Raw genomic sequence first — 18688 nt, 5'->3', positions numbered from 1 at the left:
AAAATAAACACCTTAATAAGATTAATGTTAATTAAAGGCTTTCTTATGTGTTTATAATTTCATTAAAATCAATGTGTTGTATTTTTATTTATTGTTTATTATCTATCGATTTTAATTCTTAATTTTCTCTTAAGTTTTCATTAATTTAATTAATGCTCATTTGTATGATGAAGATCATCTTTTTAAATAAGACATGTTTTAAAAGAAAAGTAATTTGATATACATAATATGAATTAAAAATTATTAAAAATAAATAATCTTCCTTTTAATTATCAGGGGATCTATTCCTATATTTGGAGAAATAAATAATGACATTAAATAAATATACAAAATTGATACATAGTGGACGACAAACTATTACAATATCAGGACCAATCAATCCACCAGTAATGCGAGCGAGCACTATTGTTTTTGATTCAATTAAAAGCTGGCGTGATGTTCGCGATCGCCGCGCAACGGAACGTGTTTTAAGTTACGGTGCGCGAGGTACAGAAACAGCATTTGCACTTGAAAGCTTGGTGACTGAATTAGAAGGAGGTTATAGAGCACAGTTATTTCCTACAGGTCTAGCCGCGATTGCCGTCACTATTATGGGCTATGTACATAGTGGTGGGCATGTATTGTTTGTGGATTCGGTTTATGAGCCTGTGCGAAAAATTGCCGATGCTTTTTTAAAACCAAACAATATTGCCTATAGCTTCTTTAAAACAGATGGCTCAGATTTTGAACAAAAAATTCAGAGTAATACACAGCTTATTTTTGTTGAGTCCCCAGGTTCATTACTTTATGAAATGTTGGATTTACCTGAAATATGCCGCATCGCACATGAACGAGATATCCCTGTCGGCGTTGATAATACTTGGGGCTCAGCATGGCTTTATAACCCACTAGAATTAGGCGCGGATGTTTCTGTAATTGCAGCAACAAAATACCTCTGCGGGCATTCTGATGTGATGATGGGAATTATGGTCGCGACAGAAAAAGCTTGGAAACAAATTGGTGCCTTGCCAGAAGCTTTAGGTCAAGCCAGTAGCCCCGATGATGCAGCTTTAGTTTTACGAGGAATGCGGACTTTAGGGCAGCGATTAGCTGCGCATGGCAAAGCCGCGTTAGCGATTTCACAATGGCTGGAAACGCGTCCTGAAGTGGAAAAAGTCTGGTTCCCTGAATTACCATCTCATCCGCGACATGATCTATGGAAGCGTGACTGCAAAGGTAGTAACGGTTTATTAACCATTGAATTCAAAAAACAATATACCGCGAAGCAAACAGAAAACTTTATTGATGCTTTAGCCCTGTTTGGTATCGGTGCATCGTGGGGTGGGTTCGAAAGCCTCGCACTACCCGCTAACGTAGTCGGTGCAAGAACAGCATCAGATTGGCGTGAAGGCCACGGGCCTTTTGTTCGTTTACATATTGGCTTGGAGTCTGTGGATGATTTGATATCCGATATTACACAAGCATTTTCAACATTAAACCAATAACAATAAAGCTGCACCAATACTGGGGAATTCTTCTATGACAGGTTTAATCATTGCCGCGCTAGTTACAGCGCTGGTTGTTTACCTGCTGGCTCGAGGTTATAAGCCTCAGCCAGTCTTGTTGCTAGGGGGCTTGCTTTTGCTGCTCCTAACCGCATCTTTAGATCTTAATTCATTGTTACCAGAAAACAAAACTACGCATTTTAAGTACTTTGATATCTTCCAAATTTTTACTGATATCATGAGTTCTAGATTAGCAGGTCTAGGGTTAACATTAATGGCGATTGCTGGATTCTCCCGTTATATGGAGCATGTGGGGGCAAGTCGCGCATTATTTGCCATTTTTGAAAAGCCACTAAAGACTATTAAATCACCTTATTTGTTATTAGTGATTTCATTTTTAGTAACGCAAATTCTCGTTATTTTCATTCCAAGCCATGCCGGGTTGGGGATGCTACTAATGGTGACTATGTACCCAATATTAATTCGTTCAGGTATCAGCCCGCTTTCTGCTTTAGCAGTTATCGGTTGTTGCCAATTTATTGACCATGGACCCGGTTCCGGTAATGTCATTATGGCAGCGAAAACAGCAGATATTGAACCCGCCGTTTATTTTGTTCAGTATCAATTACCCGTAACTATCCCTATTATTATCGCAGTGGCAATCACCCATTTCTTTATCCAGCGTTGGTGGGATAAGCGTGAGGGGTTTGTTTTTGACTTGAGCAAAATTGATTCTATTAAAGAAGATAGCGGTAATAAAGTTCCATTGTCTTATGCGTTGTTACCAGTTATTCCATTGATCTTAATTATCGGATTTAGCCCATTATTACATCCATACATTAAGTTGGAAGTCACCACTGCGATGATCATCAGCACTGTCATTGCACTGATTTTTGAATACGTCCGTTTACGTGATGCGAAAGCCGTCATGGACAGCTTTATGTTGTTCTTTGAAGGCATGGGGAAACAGTTTGTTTTAGTGGTTTCTTTGATTGTTTCAGGGGAGTTTTTCGCAAATGGATTACTCAAAAGTGGAGCGGTGGATACGTTAATTAGTGCTGCTCAAGATGCTGGCTTTGGTATCGGGGCGATGATTATTGTTATGAGTGCCATCCTTGCACTTGCGGCGTTCCTAATGGGCTCAGGGAATGCAGCATTCTTCTCTTTTGCTGCATTGACACCGAAAATTGCTGCTTTTCTCAAAGTGGATGTGGTGACGCTCATTTTACCAATGCAGATCATGACAAGCTTTGGACGTACAGTTTCACCTATCACTGCAGCAATTGTTGCAATTGCAGGGATTGCAGGGGTTTCACCGTTTCAAATAGTAAAACGGACGGCAATCCCAATGGCAGTTGCCGCAATAGTTAACCTTGTTGTAACTTTCTACTTCTTATACTTCTAATTAGACTTGCGCATTTATCCCTTAAACTTTTCGTTACTCTTTGGTTTAAGGGATTTTTTTTATTGATTGGAGGGCTATTATTCATCCTTTTATCAAAAACTATCATCAATGATAGTATGGGTATGTGAATATTTTTGTAGCAGTAACCGTTGATTGGATTATTAGTAATAAGGTCGAAAAATCAGGCACTGAAAGAAATATTAGTGCCCAGATATGAAAAGCAAAACTAATTAATATTCATAAAAGCAGCGTATTTTATTAAAAAATACGCTGCTCAACTATCAAGTCAGTGAATTGGGTTAGAAGGTTTTGATTAACTAATTAAATGCAATAATGACGACTGCATTTCCAGTGTAATACCCAGGTGTTACCGTTCCTGATGCATGTAATTCAGAAGTGAATGTAAATGAATTCGCCGCATTATTCCCAGAAATGTTCATGTTCGCGCCATTCCAGCCATTTTGATTATTAATTAATGGATTTGAATAAAAGTTAGAAGTCGAATTTAAATATACATAACGCTCACCCGTGGTTGAACGAGCAAATAAATTGATATTTGTCGCCTGTGTACAAGTGATATTGCCAGAAACTGAGTTTGTTTTACCATTTAAACTCGTGTTACTGAGCGCCCCGTGATTAACAAAAGCAGGCAAAGAAATACTACATGTTTGATTTGTAGGTGGAATTTTACCACAGACGCTACCTGGCCACTGGATTGCATTCCTAACTCCCGGGGTTGGTTTATGGTTAACATAGAATAATCCAATACAAGTTGCATTTGGGCTATCAATGACAAACGATGCACGATAAGGAATTCCTTTTGCACTACGAAAAGCCGCTGCGACTTCTTCCGCTGTTCGATACTGGTTAATTCGAATGCAGTTACCATAATCTAAGCAAGATCCACTCAACGATGGCGCACCAGATGCATACAGAACATCAGGGCCTACCCAGCACTCGGTTGATCCATAACAAGGGTTAGTAACACCACTTGCTTCACTCCAAGAAAGAATGTCCATCTCAACACGAGGCCAAGCTCCAGAGGTCATACTCACAGGCATTACATACGCAATCGCATTGGCAGGGCGAGAAGGAAATAGAGACGCTAATGCGATGATTAATAATAAAATACTCAAACGGCTTGTATTTAACATTCCGTATATTTTTGCTTTTTTCGCATACATAATGATTTACTCATAATCTAATTTGAACGTGGCACTCGCAGCCCATGAACCGAGCACAATTGATTTATTTTGCAATGCAACTGGCTCAGCTCTCACATACGCTTGAAATCGTAGGTCATTATTATTTCCGGTATACAACCCTTGGGTATAACTGCCACTATTAATTTTGATTGCTGTACCGGAAATACTTTCAATACCAACCGCCACACCTGTTGCTTGGCTTCCAGCATCTAACGCTAATAAACCAGGTAAAGCCAAACTTTCTGCGCCCATAAATGTGACTTTCACTTCATGGCCTAACGCTAAATCGCAATTGATTAAGCGAATGGTAAAAGGTTGGCTATTTGTTTGAGTATTCAGATACAGGTATTTATCCACGATCGTTCCGAAATCTAATTCAATCGATTCGTCGCCAGGATAAACGTCACAAGCATCTTCAATTAGCGTGCCATCAAATTCCACATTTGCAGAAAAAGCGGCAGTGGCACCCAAAAACCATAAGCCAAAGGCAAAGCTCATATTACGTTTAATATTCATAGTTATGACTGCCGCCTCCTATTCAAAAATAATGGTTAACGTGCCTGATGCAGTAAAATTATCCCCTACGAGTTCGCTTCCTGAGCGCATGACAGGAACCGCTGAAAGGGATGGTAGTGAAGCTGCATTAATCAAAAAGGGTTCATTCAATGGTTGAGGTTGGCCATTTTTCTGAATTTGAATTCCTAATTTGCCATTATTCAACGGTGTCACCGTTCTTAATGTCGCATTATCAAATCCACTTCCCGCAGGTGTTCCTCCGAATATCAAGCTGATATCCCACGGTTGTGTCATATCGCCAACACAATCTAATTGAAAAGGAATAGATTGCTTGAAGGCGGTACCATTGATTTTTCGTACACCGACTTTACCGAATGAAACCTTTATCGGGTCGTCATGGCTTAATTGGCAAACAGGAGGAATAATTAACGTACCATCAAATGCCCAATTTGCTTGCGCTGAAGATATGGACATCACCATTATAAATCCTGCCATCCAATGCTTAATTTGATTGTTATTCCACATAATCATTCTCACTGATACTCAATTTTCAGTGTTGCCAGCGCTGTAAAAAATCCGCCATCGGTATTGGTAAAATTGGCATTACTGTTTTTTACTGGAGCAACCTCCAAGGTTGGCAGCGCTGTATATAACACATTGAAAGGCTGGTTAATAACTTGCTTAGCATTGTTCACATAAAAGGAAAGCCCGAGTTTTGGGTTACTCGTTTTTAATGCGCCATTGCTATTAAATGATGTTCCATCGCCGACAAGCGTGAGTTTTATAGCGTTTTTCGCTAGATTTGTGCAGCTGAGTCTCATCGGTACAGTACGCTTGTATTGAACTCCATCAATACGCGGAAGCAATATATCGCCAAAATGTATAGTTTCTTGTTGGTTGTTATTCAAAATGCACTCGGGCGGTGTTACCAATAATCGACCTTTTAGCTGGATACCAAGTGTTGCTGCTTGGCTTTGGCTAAACAGGCTAAGCATCATGCAGACCGAGAGAAGATAACGGAATAATTTCATTGATATCATCCTATTGGTAATCCAATACCATCGTAAGATTGCCCGTAAAATCCCCACCTGATGTTAAGTTTACTCCTGTAGGCTTAACGGGGACGGCATACAAAGCAGGCGAACTTCCATAATTAAAATTGAATGTCGCACCATTACTAAGGCGGGTTCCATCACGGTAAATGGCAATACCTAAATTCGGGAGATTGGTTGTCACGGATGACTCACCATTAATTTGCCTATCAGTCCATTTCAGCGTCATCTTTAATGTATTCTTATATAAGCCATTACATATCAAGTTGTAATTAATAGGTGAGCGCCCATAAGCACCATCAATCTTTGCCTGATGTATATCGCCAAAATCTACCGAAGTCGTTGTTGCACCGCCAAGGGTACATTCCGGCTCACCGTATACCGTCACGCGGATTTGGATATTAGTGCTTAGGTTTGCAGCGATAGCATTGTAAGAAAAACTGAGTGAAATCAGAGCACCAAAGAGAATTACCCCAGCGAGGACAAGCGCTTTAAAGCATATCGTAAGAAAATAAGTTCCTCTCATCTCCATGCTCCTATTCATAACTTACCTGAAATCTAATTAACGCCTGATAAGCTCCAGCATTTAGTTGAGCGGAGGTACGTACCGGCGTTACATAGTAAGTTAATTGGTTTTGTCCAGGTGAAACCAACTGTGGTGTACTGTACTCACCTAAGTTAATTGGTGAACGCGCTGCATCACTTAATTGCAGGCCAATCCCCTGAACACCGATAACAGCTGCCAAGCGCGGGTCTTGAGTATCTATAGGAGCCAAAAAGCGGATCTTCATTGAAGGCATTTGTTGGCTCCACAAAAGATTCCCCTGTGCAGTGCGGCTGCGGCTTTCACCACTTAGACAATCTTCTAAACGTAGCTCAATCGCAACAGGATTACCTGTTTGCCCGACATGCTGAAGCTGTCCGGTTCCCACAGTACCTAAATTAATAGTTTGATATGCTGATGACATTGCTAAACGACAAGCACTTTCCGTCAAGGCCCCATGGACATATAGCGTGCCATGTGAACCATCTACATCCCAGTTATCAACTTTATTTAGAGCTGTTCCCATCGCCATGTTACTGAATAAATTCAGCGCTAAACTTCCTAAGCCCACATAACGGAGCATCCTGCTTGTGTTTGCCATGATATTCTCCTGCTATCTCATCGCACATTTCAAATCAGTCTATTTTTTTTCAGGTACCACATGGCAGCTATTTCCCTGACATGTAAACGACAGTGTTGGACGACCACCGTAATCATTGATATAGGTCAGCACAGGTTTATTACCTAATGCGTCTGCACTGACGTTCAGTGCTTTGCTGCTTTTTGGTGCCACCATCACTGGCTCAAACCCTGCGACCGTTTGTCCATTTTTGTTGGGAACAGCATCGACAAAAGAAACGTAATAGGCAGTTGGGTTATTAATCGTATACTGGTTACCTTGGCGAGTAAGAGTCACTTTTTCCTGCCATGGGTTATCCATTTGCTCACGTGTCGGAATGATTGCTTTCGGTCGATAAAACAATTTGATACGTGTCTGTAACGCCAGTTGCAGTGTATTGGGCTTATCACTTTTTGGTGGGATCTCACGCAAATTAAAGTAATACACGGATTCTCTGTCTTGCGGCAGTGCCGCTGCACTTGGCAGTGCTTGGATTTTGATTTGGCTTTTTGCCCCTGGCTCAACACGTTGCACCGGTGGCAATACCGTAAATGGATCGCTTATTTTTTCACCTTTCTCATTTTCCACCCAACCTTGAGCGAGATAAGGTAATTGTTTGTTTTCATTGCTGATATTTAAACTGATCGATTTTTCGTCTCCCGTAATAATCGCTCGAGTTCTATCTAATGCAACTGCCGCTTGAGCAGAAGATAGCGTTGTTGAAGTCAACACAACGCCAGCCAATGCGAATACTGCTCTATGGGCATTTTTTTTGTTCATCAATTTGTTTTTCATCATGTTATTCATCATATTGTTATCTTCTATGGTTAAGGAGCACTCATCGCTCTTTGCGTACCACCATTTTTATTATTTTTGTAACCAGCGACTTGGTTCCTTTGGCGCCGTTCTTTCAACTACAGGCACAACAAGTTCTGCTGCTTTCGGCATTGCTTCTAATGCACGACTCGCTGATTGTGTCTTTATGGTCGCTGGCGATGCGGCTTTTGCTCCCGGTTTGTGGCACGGTAGTAACCAGCTTGCCTGTAAATATTCATCTTCTGGCAAGGTATTAGGGAGTGTGATTTCACACTGCACTTGGTCATCCCAACGAACTTGCAAGGTATCTTTTGCATTTAAACCAGTAAGATAGGTATTTCCATCATCACCCACCATACCGACTTGCTGACCACGACCGTTTAAGACTATTGCTCCGAAAGGTGGTGTGCTATTGTCCGATAGCCTTAACAACGCCATCGCACTGTTTCCTGCGACAACATCAAATTGACGGTAGCCAATTGCCCCTTCTGTTAAAGTGCCTTGCTTTATAGATTGAGACACTTGCGCTTCATCTGGTAATGCATTCAAATCAACGCTAATTTGGTTACGGTAATAGCTATTCACGTCACTAATAACGGCTTGTCCAAAGCGGTTGGTACGCACAATAGAGCCGTAACCACGTAGTGGAATATTAGGTACACCATCGGTATCAACAAATATGCGAGTACCGCCAATTTGACTACCACGATGCAGTACGGCACCTTTCTCTGTTGCGGTGAAACCACCTTGCAAAGAGAACCCCGCAGACCGATAACGGTCTTGTTGGTACGTTGCGTTTGCGTTGAGCTGTGCTAAGTCCCCCTGATGAGTGTAATAGCCACTCACGAGCGCACCTGAACGCGCCCATCCGGTACTTAGCTGATAGTTATTTCTCTCATCGATGGTGCTGTAGTAACTCACACGTTGTGAGTTATCATTTTTATCCCAACTACTGTTATAACTAACGGAGCTTTTTTCACCCCAAGGCACGGTGAGTGACGCATATACGCCATCATCATTACTTTCACGATAACGATTTCGATAGGCCGTCAAGTTGAGGCTAAGATTCTTCCATTTACCAATATCAAAGTAGCGCGCTAACGAAATACTATAGCGGTCGTTATCAGGTTGATCCCAATAGGTTTGATGGTAATAGTTAATGAACGCACTTAGTCCTAACTCTGAAAATTGTTGGTTATAAGAGATGGTATACATTTCTTTGCTGTTGTATTGGCGAGCACCTGTTTCCTGCGCATCCAAATACTCAGACATACTCATAAAACCTTGCTCAGAGAATCGATATCCTGCAAATGTCACTTGGCTGTTATAGGTATCAAAACGTTTAGAGTAACTTAAACGATATGAGCTCCCACGATACGTTTTGTTGCTAATATCACTTAAGTTGGTTAGATGCGCCCGAGCATGAGTGATATCGAATGACAATGCACCGAATACCATTAAGTCACGACCAATCCCTATAGCCGCGGATGCATAGTTTTCCGCACCAATTCCACCCCCATACAGTGACCAGCCGTTGTTAACTCCCCAAGAGAACTCGCCACTTGCGAAGGTATCGCCACTAACATGATGGCGCCAATTTGTTGGGCGCCCAGCGGCTAATTTGTAACGCAGTTGTCCCGGACGTGTTAAATACGGAACACTTGCAGTATTGACAGTGAAATTCTGTGTTGAGCCGTCTTGTTCTTTAACTTCAACATCGATTTGCCCAGCTAATGCATCATTCAAGTCTTGGATACGAAATGGACCCGCAGCGACTTGAGTTTGATAAATAATTCGTCCTTGCTGGCTCACAATAACTGTCGCATTACTTTTTGCGACCCCAGTAATTTCTGGTGCGTATCCACGTAGATTGGGTGGAAGCATATTGGTATCGGTAACCAGGCTAAGCCCTGTAAATCTGAAACTATCAAAAATATCAGAGGTTAAATAATCCTCACCTAAAGTGAGTTTTGCACCTAATGATTTGATTGCTCGGTAGACATAATAACGAGTCCAATCTAGTGATGTGGTCGTGCTTTGTCCTTGCTGCTTATCAATACGCATTTGCCAGTCAGCGCGAACACGCCAAGCACCCAAGTTAACACCAGCAACCCCATTACCGCTGGTACTGTAGTTGGTTTGTTGTCCAGAGCGGGTTTGCTGGCCCACTTGTGCATTTAGGTTGTAATCAAACAATGCGCCGGGTAACCCTTCTTCCCAGCGTGCGGGAGGATCCCAATTCTCAGCGGTATATTCGAGGTAGGCTTGCGGCAAACTAATATACATAGCCGAAGTCGCAAGGTCGGCTTTAACCTCAGTTCCGGGTAAACTTTCAAGTGATAGACACTGTCCTTCGTGCCACCACTTCAATGTCGACATCAATTCAGGCTTGATACCGAATTTTTCAACTAAAGCAGGGTTCAGGCAAGGGAGGCTTTCATCCGACTCACCTTCAGGCGCATAGTAAAAGACAGTTTCTTCCGGCATGCTTTGCTTGTTTAAGAAAACCGTAAAACTGTATTCACCAGGCATGAGATAGCCTGGACGCGCAAATTGGCTTAAATCAATGTTGTTACGATCATTGACGTCTAGCATATCCATATTAAATGTAATATCGGATGCGTGACCACCAAAGCTAATAGCCAACGCGACTAAAAGCCCTAATCTGCAAGGCCGAGTTATCCGTAACACAGGCGTGTGAATGAAATTCAGGGTCATCATCTCGACCTTCTTTTGCGTTCTTTTATCCGTAATGTCATTTCGCTCACGAAGCTCGTCCTACAAAGGAGATCTTCATTTCTTAGAGGAACCGACTATTCATAATCCAGTTTGAAACGTAATTGACTGTAGTATTGACCTGATGCCAATGGGCGGTTATTCGCCACCAACCGTAGCCGATAGGTGAGATCTTTTGTTCCAGCTGTTAGTGCGCTCATTGACATTCCTTGGCCTGGTATGGCAATTTCACCATCTCCCTCACGTTGAATTTGTAATCCAACACCTTGAGCTTGTCCGTTTACACCAAATAACCCCCTATCATGGGAGCCATCGAATGTTACGCGAAAATATTGCCAATTCGGTTTGTCAGGATTTTGGCGTTCAAGAACACAATTCACTAATCGGATAACAAAAGGGCGAGCAGGTCCTTGCCCATCACGGCGAATTTGAGTCAGCGCAATACTTCCCATATCAATAGTTTGATCACGGCTGCCGACATCAATTGCACATGCTGTTTCAATAATGCTTCCATTCATACTCACTGAGCCTTGAGCATGGGCAGTTGATACCGCAGCCAACGTGCCTATACTTAAGATCAATGAAAACACTCCACTGGTTATCGAATTATTCATTGCTCCCTCTCTTACACCCAATTCAGTCGGAATGAGCCAACAAATTAATTTGTTGGCTCAAGATGAATTACTCGTAAGACAGAGTGAAATCCGCTACTGAGCTAAAGTCACCGGCAGTGATAGTGTCGATATCGCCACCATTACCTTTTAAGTAAGCAGCGAAATTCAGTGTGTTGTTACCATTTTGAACTTGTTGGAATGGTGCAGCTGTTCCTAAAGTCACCACATTGCCGCTACCATTAGTGATCTGAACACCAGCGCCAGCACCAGTACCAACAATACCCAGTGTTTTATTGGTATTGTCGAAAGATGCAGCAGCACCACTAAAGGTTAATTGAACACCTTTAGTCAGTTTAGTGATATCACAGTTCTCTAAAGTGATTTCGAATGGACGTGGAGTTGATTTACCGCCATCAACTAATGCCATGTTAGAAATTTGGCCTAATTCAACTGTTTGGTCGATTGAGCTAGGAGAGATTGAGCATGGTGCATCGATAATAGCGCCTTTGAACGTTACTTTACCGTGGCCTTGATCAGCAGCATTTGCTGCAGAAGCTAAACCCAGAGCCATAAAAGTTGCCATTGCAATAGATTTCATTTTCATGAATATAAAGTCCTATGTTTTTTGTTAAATAAAGAATGAGTGTCAATTTTCATTGCTCATTGCAGACACTCTATTTGCAATGAACTGGAAAAAACAAAGCACTAGTATTTGATTTAAAAAAATCAAATACTAAAAATTAAATTTTAATAATTAAAAAATATATTTAGTCTTCTATTAAAAAAAATTGAATTGGTACTTTAAATAACTCAGATAATTGAGAAAGAAAATCAATATTAATATGATTAATTCCTGATTCATAACGGGAAATTTGCTGTTGACTTACGCCGATATATCTCCCTAACTCCTCAGCAGTTAATTTCATTTCTTTTCTATATCTTTTTATTTTCTTTCCTACAATAATATTAAATGTTGGTTTTATTATATTTTCTGACATAAGGTTAAGCCTATTTCATAAATTGACTAGATCCTGAAAACCATCCTTCAGCTTTAAAATAACATTCCATATTATGGATATAATTTACTGAGTTATTTTGAAATCCAACGCCATCTAATAAACAATTAATATCAATATCAAGTGAGTTCGCAATTTGCTTAATTTGCTCTAGGTGTAGTCGAATAACGCCGCGCTCAATACGTGAAACATGCTGCTGTGAGCATAAAAGTAAGTCAGCTAGCTCAGAACCACTTAGCCCTTTAGCTCGGCGAGCTTTATGTATATTGCTCCCAACAATTTCTTTAGGAGATAAGTTAGATTGCATAAAATCCTCCTCATGAAACTGAATGATTTATTAATTTAACTGTTGTCAAAATGCACCAAATTGACAATAGTTGTATATTGTTAGTTAAATATTCCGTTAATTACTTATTAACTTATATTTTATATTTTATTTTTAAAGTTATCGGAAGATTATTCCAAATAAAACATTTCAGAATATTACAATGTGTAAGTTTGAGATGTTACGGAGAGTTTTAACGTGTGAAAAAATTAATAAATTCAATGATCTTTTAATAATGGAATGTGCTTATTTTTAGTAATATATACATAGCGTTATTTACACGCTACGTATTTGACGTGTATTTTCATTTAACTTAAGATGCACCTAATTCATTACGTTTGTCAATTTGGTGCATTTTGACAACTCTTTTAACGCCTTTATCTCACCATACTCCCCGAAATCTTGCTGGGTTACTTGCTGTGTATCGTACGGTATGTTGTATATTCGTGTGTCCCAAATAATCCTGAATTAGACGTGTATCGGCGCCTCTATCCGCCAATGCATAACCACATGCATGTCGTAACATGTGGGGATGAATACCTAGGGTTAGCTCAGCTAGCTCACCAAGTCGTGAAAAAAGTTGATAAAAGCGCTGACGAGTCATGGCAGTCCCTCTTTCAGATAAAAATAACCACTGACTTTCTTTCCCTTTCCATGTATTTCTAGTTTTTAGCCAAGCTTTAATGAGTGGGATCTCTTCATCAATCAGTGGGTGATTAACTGAAAAACCATTCTTTAAACGATGTACATAAAGCTCATTACTTTCTAAGTTAAGATCAGATAATTTTAGTGATAGGGCCTCGCTTGCCCTTAGACCATGTATAAAGCACATATAAATTAAGCAAGAATTACGTTCGGGATGTCGCGACAAATGACAAGCAGCTAAAAGTCGAGATATTTCCTGTTGAGTTAAATACTTACGAGTGGACATGAACATTTCCCCATTTAGTCAAAAAAGGTCAATCATATCTAAATTAATCGGCCTAACATATTAATTTTTTTAGATAAATATAATGCTTTTATTCTATAGGTGAAATAAAAAATTATTTATTATCCGTCAGGTCAGTAATCAAAGATTAATTAACTAAAATTTTATATTTTATTAAGCAGTTTTTATTCTGCTTTATAAATGTGAGAGAAAAGAGATTATTTACTTGTAAAACAATACTTACTCGTCGATGAAAGCAGCTAATTTCCATTTTTCGTACCGAGCTATTAATCATTCTACGAGTTATTTTTAAGGAGCTAGTGTCATGTTTTCTCTGAGTATTTTATGGTTAAATTCCTACCCATATCTTTAAATTGAAAATTTCTTTAAGATGAAATGAAATTAAGTCAAATAAAGTCACTGTTAGGTTCTCATGAGAATACTATTAATTGAAGATCACCTAAAAACCCAAGGGTGGGTCAAAAATGGGTTAGAAGAAGCAGGTTTTCTTGTGGATGTGGCTGATGATGGTCGCGACGGTCTCTATTTTGCTTTAGAAAACAGTTATCAGTTGGTGATCCTCGACATCATGCTGCCCGGTATGAATGGCTGGGAGATTTTAAAAATCTTACGCACAGCAAAAAATATTCCTGTTATCTGCCTCACTGCACGGGATGCCGTTGATGACAGAATTAAAGGCTTAGAGCTGGGTGCTAATGATTATCTCGTTAAGCCGTTTTCATTTTCTGAATTATTAGCTCGGGTTAAAAACCAATTAAAAGTTAACCAGCCAGTCTCAACCACCATGGTTATTGCGGATTTAAAAATCGACTTAACTCGCCATGATGTTGAGCGGGCTGGAAAGAAAATCATCTTAACTCGGCAAGAGTTTTCCTTATTACTGTTCTTTGTTCTACATTGTGATGAAATTTTACCTAGAACCTTAATTGCTAGCGAAGTTTGGGGGATCGATTTTGAAAGTGACACGAATATTATTGATGTGGCAATCCGTCGATTGAGAAAAAAAATCGATGATGAATTTGACGTTAAACTCATTGAAACTATTCGTGGGATGGGATACCGCTTAAATAGGCCGATAGAATGAAAAAGAAGTCACTTCGTTTTAAACTTATTTCTTTGTTTATCATTCTTATGATTGCTAATGCCGGAGTGGTGACATGGGTTTTGTATCATTCACTCAAAAATGAATTATCTGAACAAGATAATAACTTACTGGTTAACCGCGCGGAGCAACTTGCTAAACTCATTGCTGGTGGCATTGATATCAAAACACTCCCCATGTATTTTCAAAGCATGATGGATATGCGACAAGACTTAATCCAAATTTCTGATGCGGCAGGGCACATATTGGTCACCACCAATCGCGAATTACTGGGTTCTCAACCTCTTCAGTTAGTCAAACTTGAACAGCTAAATATTAATGCCATCAACCATTGGCAAACCGCTCAAGGTATCCCTATTTCTGCGGTTTATTTCTCGATGAATTCCCCAAAAGGGCCGCTCCATGTGGTACTTGGTAAAGTATCTGTCGACCGTAGTGGCGTGTTGACTCAATATCTCACCCAAAGCGTAGTGATTTCTGCCCTCTCAATTTTGTTGATGGGGCTGCTCAGCTTATGGCTGTTGAAAAAAGGGTTATCCGACATTCAAGCATTGAGCCAGATAACGGTCAAAACAGACGTTCATGCGTTAAATGACCCAATCGATATTGACCAGCTACCACAGGAATTGAAAGAGCTGGGCGAATCGATGAACACGATGCGTCAGCGCTTAAAGCATGATTTTGTCAAACTTACTCAATTTGCCGATGACTTGGCGCATGAACTGAGAACCCCAATTAATGCGATTCGGGTACAAAATGAAATTACACTCCAGCGCTCGCGTAGTGTTAGCGAATATGAAGGGATGATAGTCAGTAATATTGAAGAGCTCGATAAACTGTCACAAATGATCCAAAGTACTTTGTTTATTGCCCGTACTGAAAATAAAAATATTACCTTAAATCGAGAAAACCTTTCTTTATATACGTTAGTTAACGATGTCTATGAACTCTTTTCTGCCTATGCAGAAGAAAAACAGATTGAACTGTATAGCGAGCCCTCATCCCTGACGCTTGATGCTGACCCTGTATTACTCAGCCGAGTTTTAGTGAATATTGTCTCCAATGCGATTAAATATTCTTACCCGGGCACCCGTGTCGTTACCCAAATTAATACGCTTTCGCAACAACGGGAAATTAAAATCACTAATCAAGGAGAACTTCTACAAAACAGTGATGAAATTTTCACCCGTTTTTGGCGTGGGGATAATGCTCGAACCACAGAAGGAACTGGGCTAGGGTTGGCGATTGTGAAAGCGATAGTGGAATTACATGGCGGGTCAGTGAGTTTTGAACATCATACAGGAACCAGTACTATTACACTGAAATTTCCTACAATTAAGTAAGATGACAAATTTGTCATCTTACTGTCAGCCATTTTTACTGCGCTTTCGGTATAACTGATCTCATTTCCCTTTTGCTATGGAGCGCATGATGAAAAAGTTACCTAAAATTCCCGCATCTCAAATCACGGATGAATCCCTCTTTTTTATGAAACGCCGTCAGTTACTTAAGGCATTAGGCATTGGAGCCGCTGGTTTAACCGTTGCGGCGACGGCCAATGCGGGGCTGTTTTCTTGGTTCAGTGACGATACACCAGCACCTCCGATGACGCCAAGAAAACCGCTGACATTTATTCAACCTGAAGAGTTTCAGCCATCATTAACCCTCACACCTGAAGATAAAGTGATTGGTTATAATAATTTTTATGAATTTGGGTTGGGTAAATCCGATCCTGCCGAGAATGCCCATACTTTAGTGACGGATGAGTGGACGGTAACGATTGATGGAGAAGTAAATCGTCCCCTGACCCTTAATTTAGATGATATAAACACTAAGTTTCCCTTAGAGGAGCGTATTTATCGTATGCGCTGTGTTGAGGCTTGGTCGATGGTCATTCCATGGGTTGGCTTTCCTTTAGCGAAATTATTGGCTTTAGTTGAACCCACTAGCAAAGCCAAATATGTGGCTTTTGAAACACGCTACGCTCCAGAACAAATGCCAGGACAAAAAAGTCGTTATATTGGTGGTGGCTTATCGTACCCCTATGTTGAAGGGCTACGCTTAGATGAAGCCATGAACCCACTGACTTTGCTGGCGACTGGCGTTTATGGCAAAACATTACCCAACCAAAACGGAGCACCGATCCGGTTGGTCGTACCATGGAAATATGGCTTTAAAGGAATTAAATCTATCGTCAAAATTCGCCTTACTGAGCACATGCCTGAGACTACATGGAACCTATCAGCACCGAGCGAATATGGCTTTTTTGCCAATGTGAATCCAGATGTAAGCCATCCTCGTTGGTCACAAGCCACCGAACGTTTTATTGGTGCAGGAGGCTTAGGCCAAGTGACTCGCCAACCAACATTGTTGTTTAATGGATATGGTGAACAAGTGGCAAGCTTGTATCAAGGAATGGACTTGCGGAGAGATTATTGATGCCCCAAGACAATAAGTTTATTGTTGGATTAACCAAAGGGAGCTTTCATCTTCTTGCTTTGCTCCCTTTGGTATGGCTGATTTTTTTAGTCGATACCCAACAGCTTGGAGCTGACCCCGCCAAAGATATCCAACATTTTACAGGAATAGCGGCTTTACGTTTGCTCCTCGTTATTGTATTGATCCCTCTGGCTGCAAAACTATTGCGATTTACGGCATTGTTTCAAACGCGAAAATTACTGGGGTTATGGTGTTTTTTCTGGGCTGTGCTGCATTTAAGTAGCTATCTATTACTGGAAATTGGTGTAAATAATTTAGCGCTATTTTTCGAAGAGATTTTTTCGCGACTCTATTTAGTGATTGGCGCGGTAGCTTGGTTGTGTTTATTGTTGATGGCGGTCAGTTCATTCAACCGTATACGCCTTTATTTGGGCGTATGGTGGAAAAGAATTCATATGCTGCTTTACCCAACGATTTTACTCGCATTTTGCCACTATATGCTGTCATTAAAAACCTTAACACCTGAACCATTTATCTATTTAGCCGCCGTTGGGAGTGCATTTGCGTATCGCATGTGGAACCAGCAATCACAACGAATAAAACCTTCATAAAGGTTGGCGTGCTTAAATTGTATTCTTACTTGGTATTATAAAATGCCTAATACTGCGGTTTGCTAGGATTAGGCATTTGGTGTGCATTACAATATAGTGTAAAGCAAATCTATGCTTCGTTTTATGATAATACTTTACCACCTTACTCAACCCCTTCTTACGATAACCGTTAAATCGTCACTCTTTGAATTGATCTTAAACTTAGTGTGGCTAGCAAGGCTCTCACCTTTCTATAGATAAAAATATTTAAAAGAAGTTTTCATTAGAATTTCTTTAAAGCTTAAAGTTATACATTGATATATAATTTTTAAATACTCGTTATTTGCGTAATTAATATCCTTATTTTTGGGTAATATCGGGATTTATTATATGTGGGTGATGATTTTTGTGAGATATAATTTCGTTGATAAACTTTACAATTATTTATAATTAATTTGTTGGTGTTTGTAAATAATGAAGTTAAGATAAATCTTAAAAAAAATATTTAATAATTTACAAACTCAAAATTCGAGTAATACTACTTTTTTAAGTTGTATTTTATGGTTGAAATTTAACCATAAAATACATCTGATTAGTAAAAGATATGTTTTAATATTTTCAAATGTATCAAAATGTAATTTGAAAGGTGATTGGCTGAAGTTTTATGTCTATAACATGCTGTTATTTATATTATAAATTTCAGTGTGGTTATTTTCTGTTACATTTATCCTATGTTAATAGAGCGATAAATGATTTTAATGGTAATCAATTTGCCCTATCGATTATACAAAATAAATAATCAGACATATAATCATCAAAAATTTTAGGACGGTATCTATGGTTCAGATGGTGCCTATAATTAATTTTTAATATAAAGGTTAAATTAAATGACTTATTTTTCTAATGAGATAAATAAAGAAATAGGGCAGTATTTGAGAGGAATTAGAAAAGAGCAAAACTTAACAGGGGAAGATTTGGCAAAAAAGTTGAATATTAGCCAACAGCAGATATCCCGATATGAAACGGGAAAAACAAAGCTGACATTTGAAATGATGGATACAATTTTAGTGATATTCAATAAGTCATGGAGAGACCTTTTTAATCATGTAATAGATAGATACGATAATGAAAGATTACAGTATACCATAAAAAATGAAAATAATTATTTTGCTATCTTAGATAAAGACACTAAAAAAATGTGGCGTTAATTCGGCCAATAAAAAATCAAATCTTTTTGGTGAAGTGTAATTAGTAAATATAATAAATTTAGCCTATT

The 18688-nt window shown here is 39.6% G+C and carries 20 protein-coding genes; 7 read left to right on the top strand and 13 right to left on the bottom strand.

The features are described from left to right. The first annotated feature begins 308 nt into the window (after positions 1-308). Together metC and dcuC are read left to right on the top strand one after the other, a co-directional pair. On the top strand, positions 309-1484 hold the full coding sequence (gene metC / locus PR725_RS02675) for a cystathionine beta-lyase (protein WP_272567465.1): 1176 nt from the start codon (positions 309-311) through the stop codon (positions 1482-1484). Positions 1485-1518: 34 nt separating this feature from the next. After that, entirely contained in the window at positions 1519-2889 is a 1371-nt protein-coding gene (gene dcuC / locus PR725_RS02670; RefSeq protein WP_004907576.1) for a C4-dicarboxylate transporter DcuC, read from the top strand. A 317-nt stretch (positions 2890-3206) separates the two neighbouring features. On the opposite strand, the gene PR725_RS02665 is transcribed toward dcuC, so the two are convergent. The 13 genes from PR725_RS02665 to PR725_RS02605 form a co-directional block, all read right to left on the bottom strand. Beyond that, positions 3207-4073, bottom strand: coding sequence for an MrpH family fimbial adhesin (locus tag PR725_RS02665; RefSeq protein ID WP_004907580.1), 867 nt, complete (start codon positions 4071-4073; stop codon positions 3207-3209). 6 nt (positions 4074-4079) lie between these two features. Next, a complete protein-coding gene (locus PR725_RS02660) occupies positions 4080-4610 on the bottom strand; it encodes a fimbrial protein (protein ID WP_004907582.1) in 531 nt (176 codons plus the stop codon). 18 nt (positions 4611-4628) lie between these two features. Continuing rightward, complete coding sequence (locus PR725_RS02655) at positions 4629-5141, bottom strand: fimbrial protein (RefSeq protein ID WP_042851490.1); 513 nt, start codon at positions 5139-5141, stop codon at positions 4629-4631. Between the two features lie 2 nt (positions 5142-5143). Then, complete coding sequence (locus tag PR725_RS02650; protein WP_004907589.1) at positions 5144-5641, bottom strand: fimbrial protein; 498 nt, start codon at positions 5639-5641, stop codon at positions 5144-5146. 10 nt (positions 5642-5651) lie between these two features. After that, on the bottom strand, positions 5652-6188 hold the full coding sequence (locus tag PR725_RS02645; RefSeq protein WP_226538001.1) for a fimbrial protein: 537 nt from the start codon (positions 6186-6188) through the stop codon (positions 5652-5654). A 10-nt stretch (positions 6189-6198) separates the two neighbouring features. Next, the gene (locus PR725_RS02640; RefSeq protein ID WP_109912791.1) at positions 6199-6807 is read right to left on the bottom strand and encodes a fimbrial protein; all 609 of its coding nucleotides are present in this window, start codon (positions 6805-6807) and stop codon (positions 6199-6201) included. A gap of 39 nt (positions 6808-6846) precedes the next feature. After that, positions 6847-7623: a fimbria/pilus periplasmic chaperone gene (locus PR725_RS02635; protein ID WP_228367295.1), complete on the bottom strand. Its 777-nt coding sequence runs from the start codon at positions 7621-7623 to the stop codon at positions 6847-6849. A gap of 69 nt (positions 7624-7692) precedes the next feature. Next, positions 7693-10362: an outer membrane usher protein gene (locus PR725_RS02630; RefSeq protein ID WP_272567458.1), complete on the bottom strand. Its 2670-nt coding sequence runs from the start codon at positions 10360-10362 to the stop codon at positions 7693-7695. 92 nt (positions 10363-10454) lie between these two features. Further along, the gene (locus tag PR725_RS02625; RefSeq protein ID WP_004907606.1) at positions 10455-10991 is read right to left on the bottom strand and encodes a fimbrial protein; all 537 of its coding nucleotides are present in this window, start codon (positions 10989-10991) and stop codon (positions 10455-10457) included. A 67-nt stretch (positions 10992-11058) separates the two neighbouring features. Then, positions 11059-11595: a fimbrial protein gene (locus PR725_RS02620; RefSeq protein WP_004907609.1), complete on the bottom strand. Its 537-nt coding sequence runs from the start codon at positions 11593-11595 to the stop codon at positions 11059-11061. A gap of 163 nt (positions 11596-11758) precedes the next feature. Continuing rightward, entirely contained in the window at positions 11759-11989 is a 231-nt protein-coding gene (locus PR725_RS02615; protein WP_109912789.1) for a helix-turn-helix domain-containing protein, read from the bottom strand. A 10-nt stretch (positions 11990-11999) separates the two neighbouring features. Next, positions 12000-12314 (bottom strand): helix-turn-helix domain-containing protein, encoded by a 315-nt coding sequence (locus tag PR725_RS02610; protein ID WP_004907614.1) that lies wholly within the window; start codon positions 12312-12314, stop codon positions 12000-12002. A 400-nt stretch (positions 12315-12714) separates the two neighbouring features. Further along, on the bottom strand, positions 12715-13263 hold the full coding sequence (locus tag PR725_RS02605) for a tyrosine-type DNA invertase (RefSeq protein WP_004907617.1): 549 nt from the start codon (positions 13261-13263) through the stop codon (positions 12715-12717). A 430-nt stretch (positions 13264-13693) separates the two neighbouring features. Here PR725_RS02605 and PR725_RS02600 point away from each other — a divergent pair, with 430 nt between their 5' ends. The 5 genes from PR725_RS02600 (at position 13694) to PR725_RS02580 (ending at position 18620) form a co-directional block, all read left to right on the top strand. After that, positions 13694-14365, top strand: coding sequence for a heavy metal response regulator transcription factor (locus tag PR725_RS02600; protein ID WP_109912788.1), 672 nt, complete (start codon positions 13694-13696; stop codon positions 14363-14365). Further along, complete coding sequence (locus PR725_RS02595; RefSeq protein WP_272567450.1) at positions 14362-15726, top strand: heavy metal sensor histidine kinase; 1365 nt, start codon at positions 14362-14364, stop codon at positions 15724-15726. The genes PR725_RS02600 and PR725_RS02595 overlap by 4 nt, the downstream gene beginning before the upstream one ends. A gap of 85 nt (positions 15727-15811) precedes the next feature. Then, the gene (gene msrP, locus PR725_RS02590; RefSeq protein ID WP_181937062.1) at positions 15812-16822 is read left to right on the top strand and encodes a protein-methionine-sulfoxide reductase catalytic subunit MsrP; all 1011 of its coding nucleotides are present in this window, start codon (positions 15812-15814) and stop codon (positions 16820-16822) included. Further along, positions 16822-17433 (top strand): sulfite oxidase heme-binding subunit YedZ, encoded by a 612-nt coding sequence (locus PR725_RS02585; RefSeq protein WP_109912787.1) that lies wholly within the window; start codon positions 16822-16824, stop codon positions 17431-17433. The genes msrP and PR725_RS02585 overlap by 1 nt, the downstream gene beginning before the upstream one ends. A gap of 866 nt (positions 17434-18299) precedes the next feature. After that, the gene (locus PR725_RS02580) at positions 18300-18620 is read left to right on the top strand and encodes a helix-turn-helix domain-containing protein (protein ID WP_004907630.1); all 321 of its coding nucleotides are present in this window, start codon (positions 18300-18302) and stop codon (positions 18618-18620) included. Positions 18621-18688 lie beyond the last annotated feature (68 nt).

The organism is Providencia sp. PROV255 (assembly GCF_028478065.1).
In the GTDB taxonomy this organism is placed as follows: Bacteria; Pseudomonadota; Gammaproteobacteria; order Enterobacterales; family Enterobacteriaceae; genus Providencia; species Providencia rettgeri.
The sequence above is the reverse complement of the archived record's forward strand: the minus strand, read 5'-3'. Positions and strand labels throughout refer to the sequence as shown.

Excerpts from the sequence above, each read along its gene's own strand:
- metC (WP_272567465.1), top strand. The coding sequence starts at position 309 with ATGACATTAAATAAATATACAAAATTGATACATAGTGGACGACAAACT.
- dcuC (WP_004907576.1), top strand. The coding sequence starts at position 1,519 with ATGACAGGTTTAATCATTGCCGCGCTAGTTACAGCGCTGGTTGTTTAC.
- PR725_RS02665 (WP_004907580.1), bottom strand. The coding sequence starts at position 4,073 with ATGTATGCGAAAAAAGCAAAAATATACGGAATGTTAAATACAAGCCGT.
- PR725_RS02660 (WP_004907582.1), bottom strand. The coding sequence starts at position 4,610 with ATGAATATTAAACGTAATATGAGCTTTGCCTTTGGCTTATGGTTTTTG.
- PR725_RS02655 (WP_042851490.1), bottom strand. The coding sequence starts at position 5,141 with ATGATTATGTGGAATAACAATCAAATTAAGCATTGGATGGCAGGATTT.
- PR725_RS02650 (WP_004907589.1), bottom strand. The coding sequence starts at position 5,641 with ATGAAATTATTCCGTTATCTTCTCTCGGTCTGCATGATGCTTAGCCTG.
- PR725_RS02645 (WP_226538001.1), bottom strand. The coding sequence starts at position 6,188 with ATGAGAGGAACTTATTTTCTTACGATATGCTTTAAAGCGCTTGTCCTC.
- PR725_RS02640 (WP_109912791.1), bottom strand. The coding sequence starts at position 6,807 with ATGGCAAACACAAGCAGGATGCTCCGTTATGTGGGCTTAGGAAGTTTA.
- PR725_RS02635 (WP_228367295.1), bottom strand. The coding sequence starts at position 7,623 with ATGATGAAAAACAAATTGATGAACAAAAAAAATGCCCATAGAGCAGTA.
- PR725_RS02630 (WP_272567458.1), bottom strand. The coding sequence starts at position 10,362 with ATGATGACCCTGAATTTCATTCACACGCCTGTGTTACGGATAACTCGG.
- PR725_RS02625 (WP_004907606.1), bottom strand. The coding sequence starts at position 10,991 with ATGAATAATTCGATAACCAGTGGAGTGTTTTCATTGATCTTAAGTATA.
- PR725_RS02620 (WP_004907609.1), bottom strand. The coding sequence starts at position 11,595 with ATGAAAATGAAATCTATTGCAATGGCAACTTTTATGGCTCTGGGTTTA.
- PR725_RS02615 (WP_109912789.1), bottom strand. The coding sequence starts at position 11,989 with ATGTCAGAAAATATAATAAAACCAACATTTAATATTATTGTAGGAAAG.
- PR725_RS02610 (WP_004907614.1), bottom strand. The coding sequence starts at position 12,314 with ATGCAATCTAACTTATCTCCTAAAGAAATTGTTGGGAGCAATATACAT.
- PR725_RS02605 (WP_004907617.1), bottom strand. The coding sequence starts at position 13,263 with ATGTCCACTCGTAAGTATTTAACTCAACAGGAAATATCTCGACTTTTA.
- PR725_RS02600 (WP_109912788.1), top strand. The coding sequence starts at position 13,694 with ATGAGAATACTATTAATTGAAGATCACCTAAAAACCCAAGGGTGGGTC.
- PR725_RS02595 (WP_272567450.1), top strand. The coding sequence starts at position 14,362 with ATGAAAAAGAAGTCACTTCGTTTTAAACTTATTTCTTTGTTTATCATT.
- msrP (WP_181937062.1), top strand. The coding sequence starts at position 15,812 with ATGATGAAAAAGTTACCTAAAATTCCCGCATCTCAAATCACGGATGAA.
- PR725_RS02585 (WP_109912787.1), top strand. The coding sequence starts at position 16,822 with ATGCCCCAAGACAATAAGTTTATTGTTGGATTAACCAAAGGGAGCTTT.
- PR725_RS02580 (WP_004907630.1), top strand. The coding sequence starts at position 18,300 with ATGACTTATTTTTCTAATGAGATAAATAAAGAAATAGGGCAGTATTTG.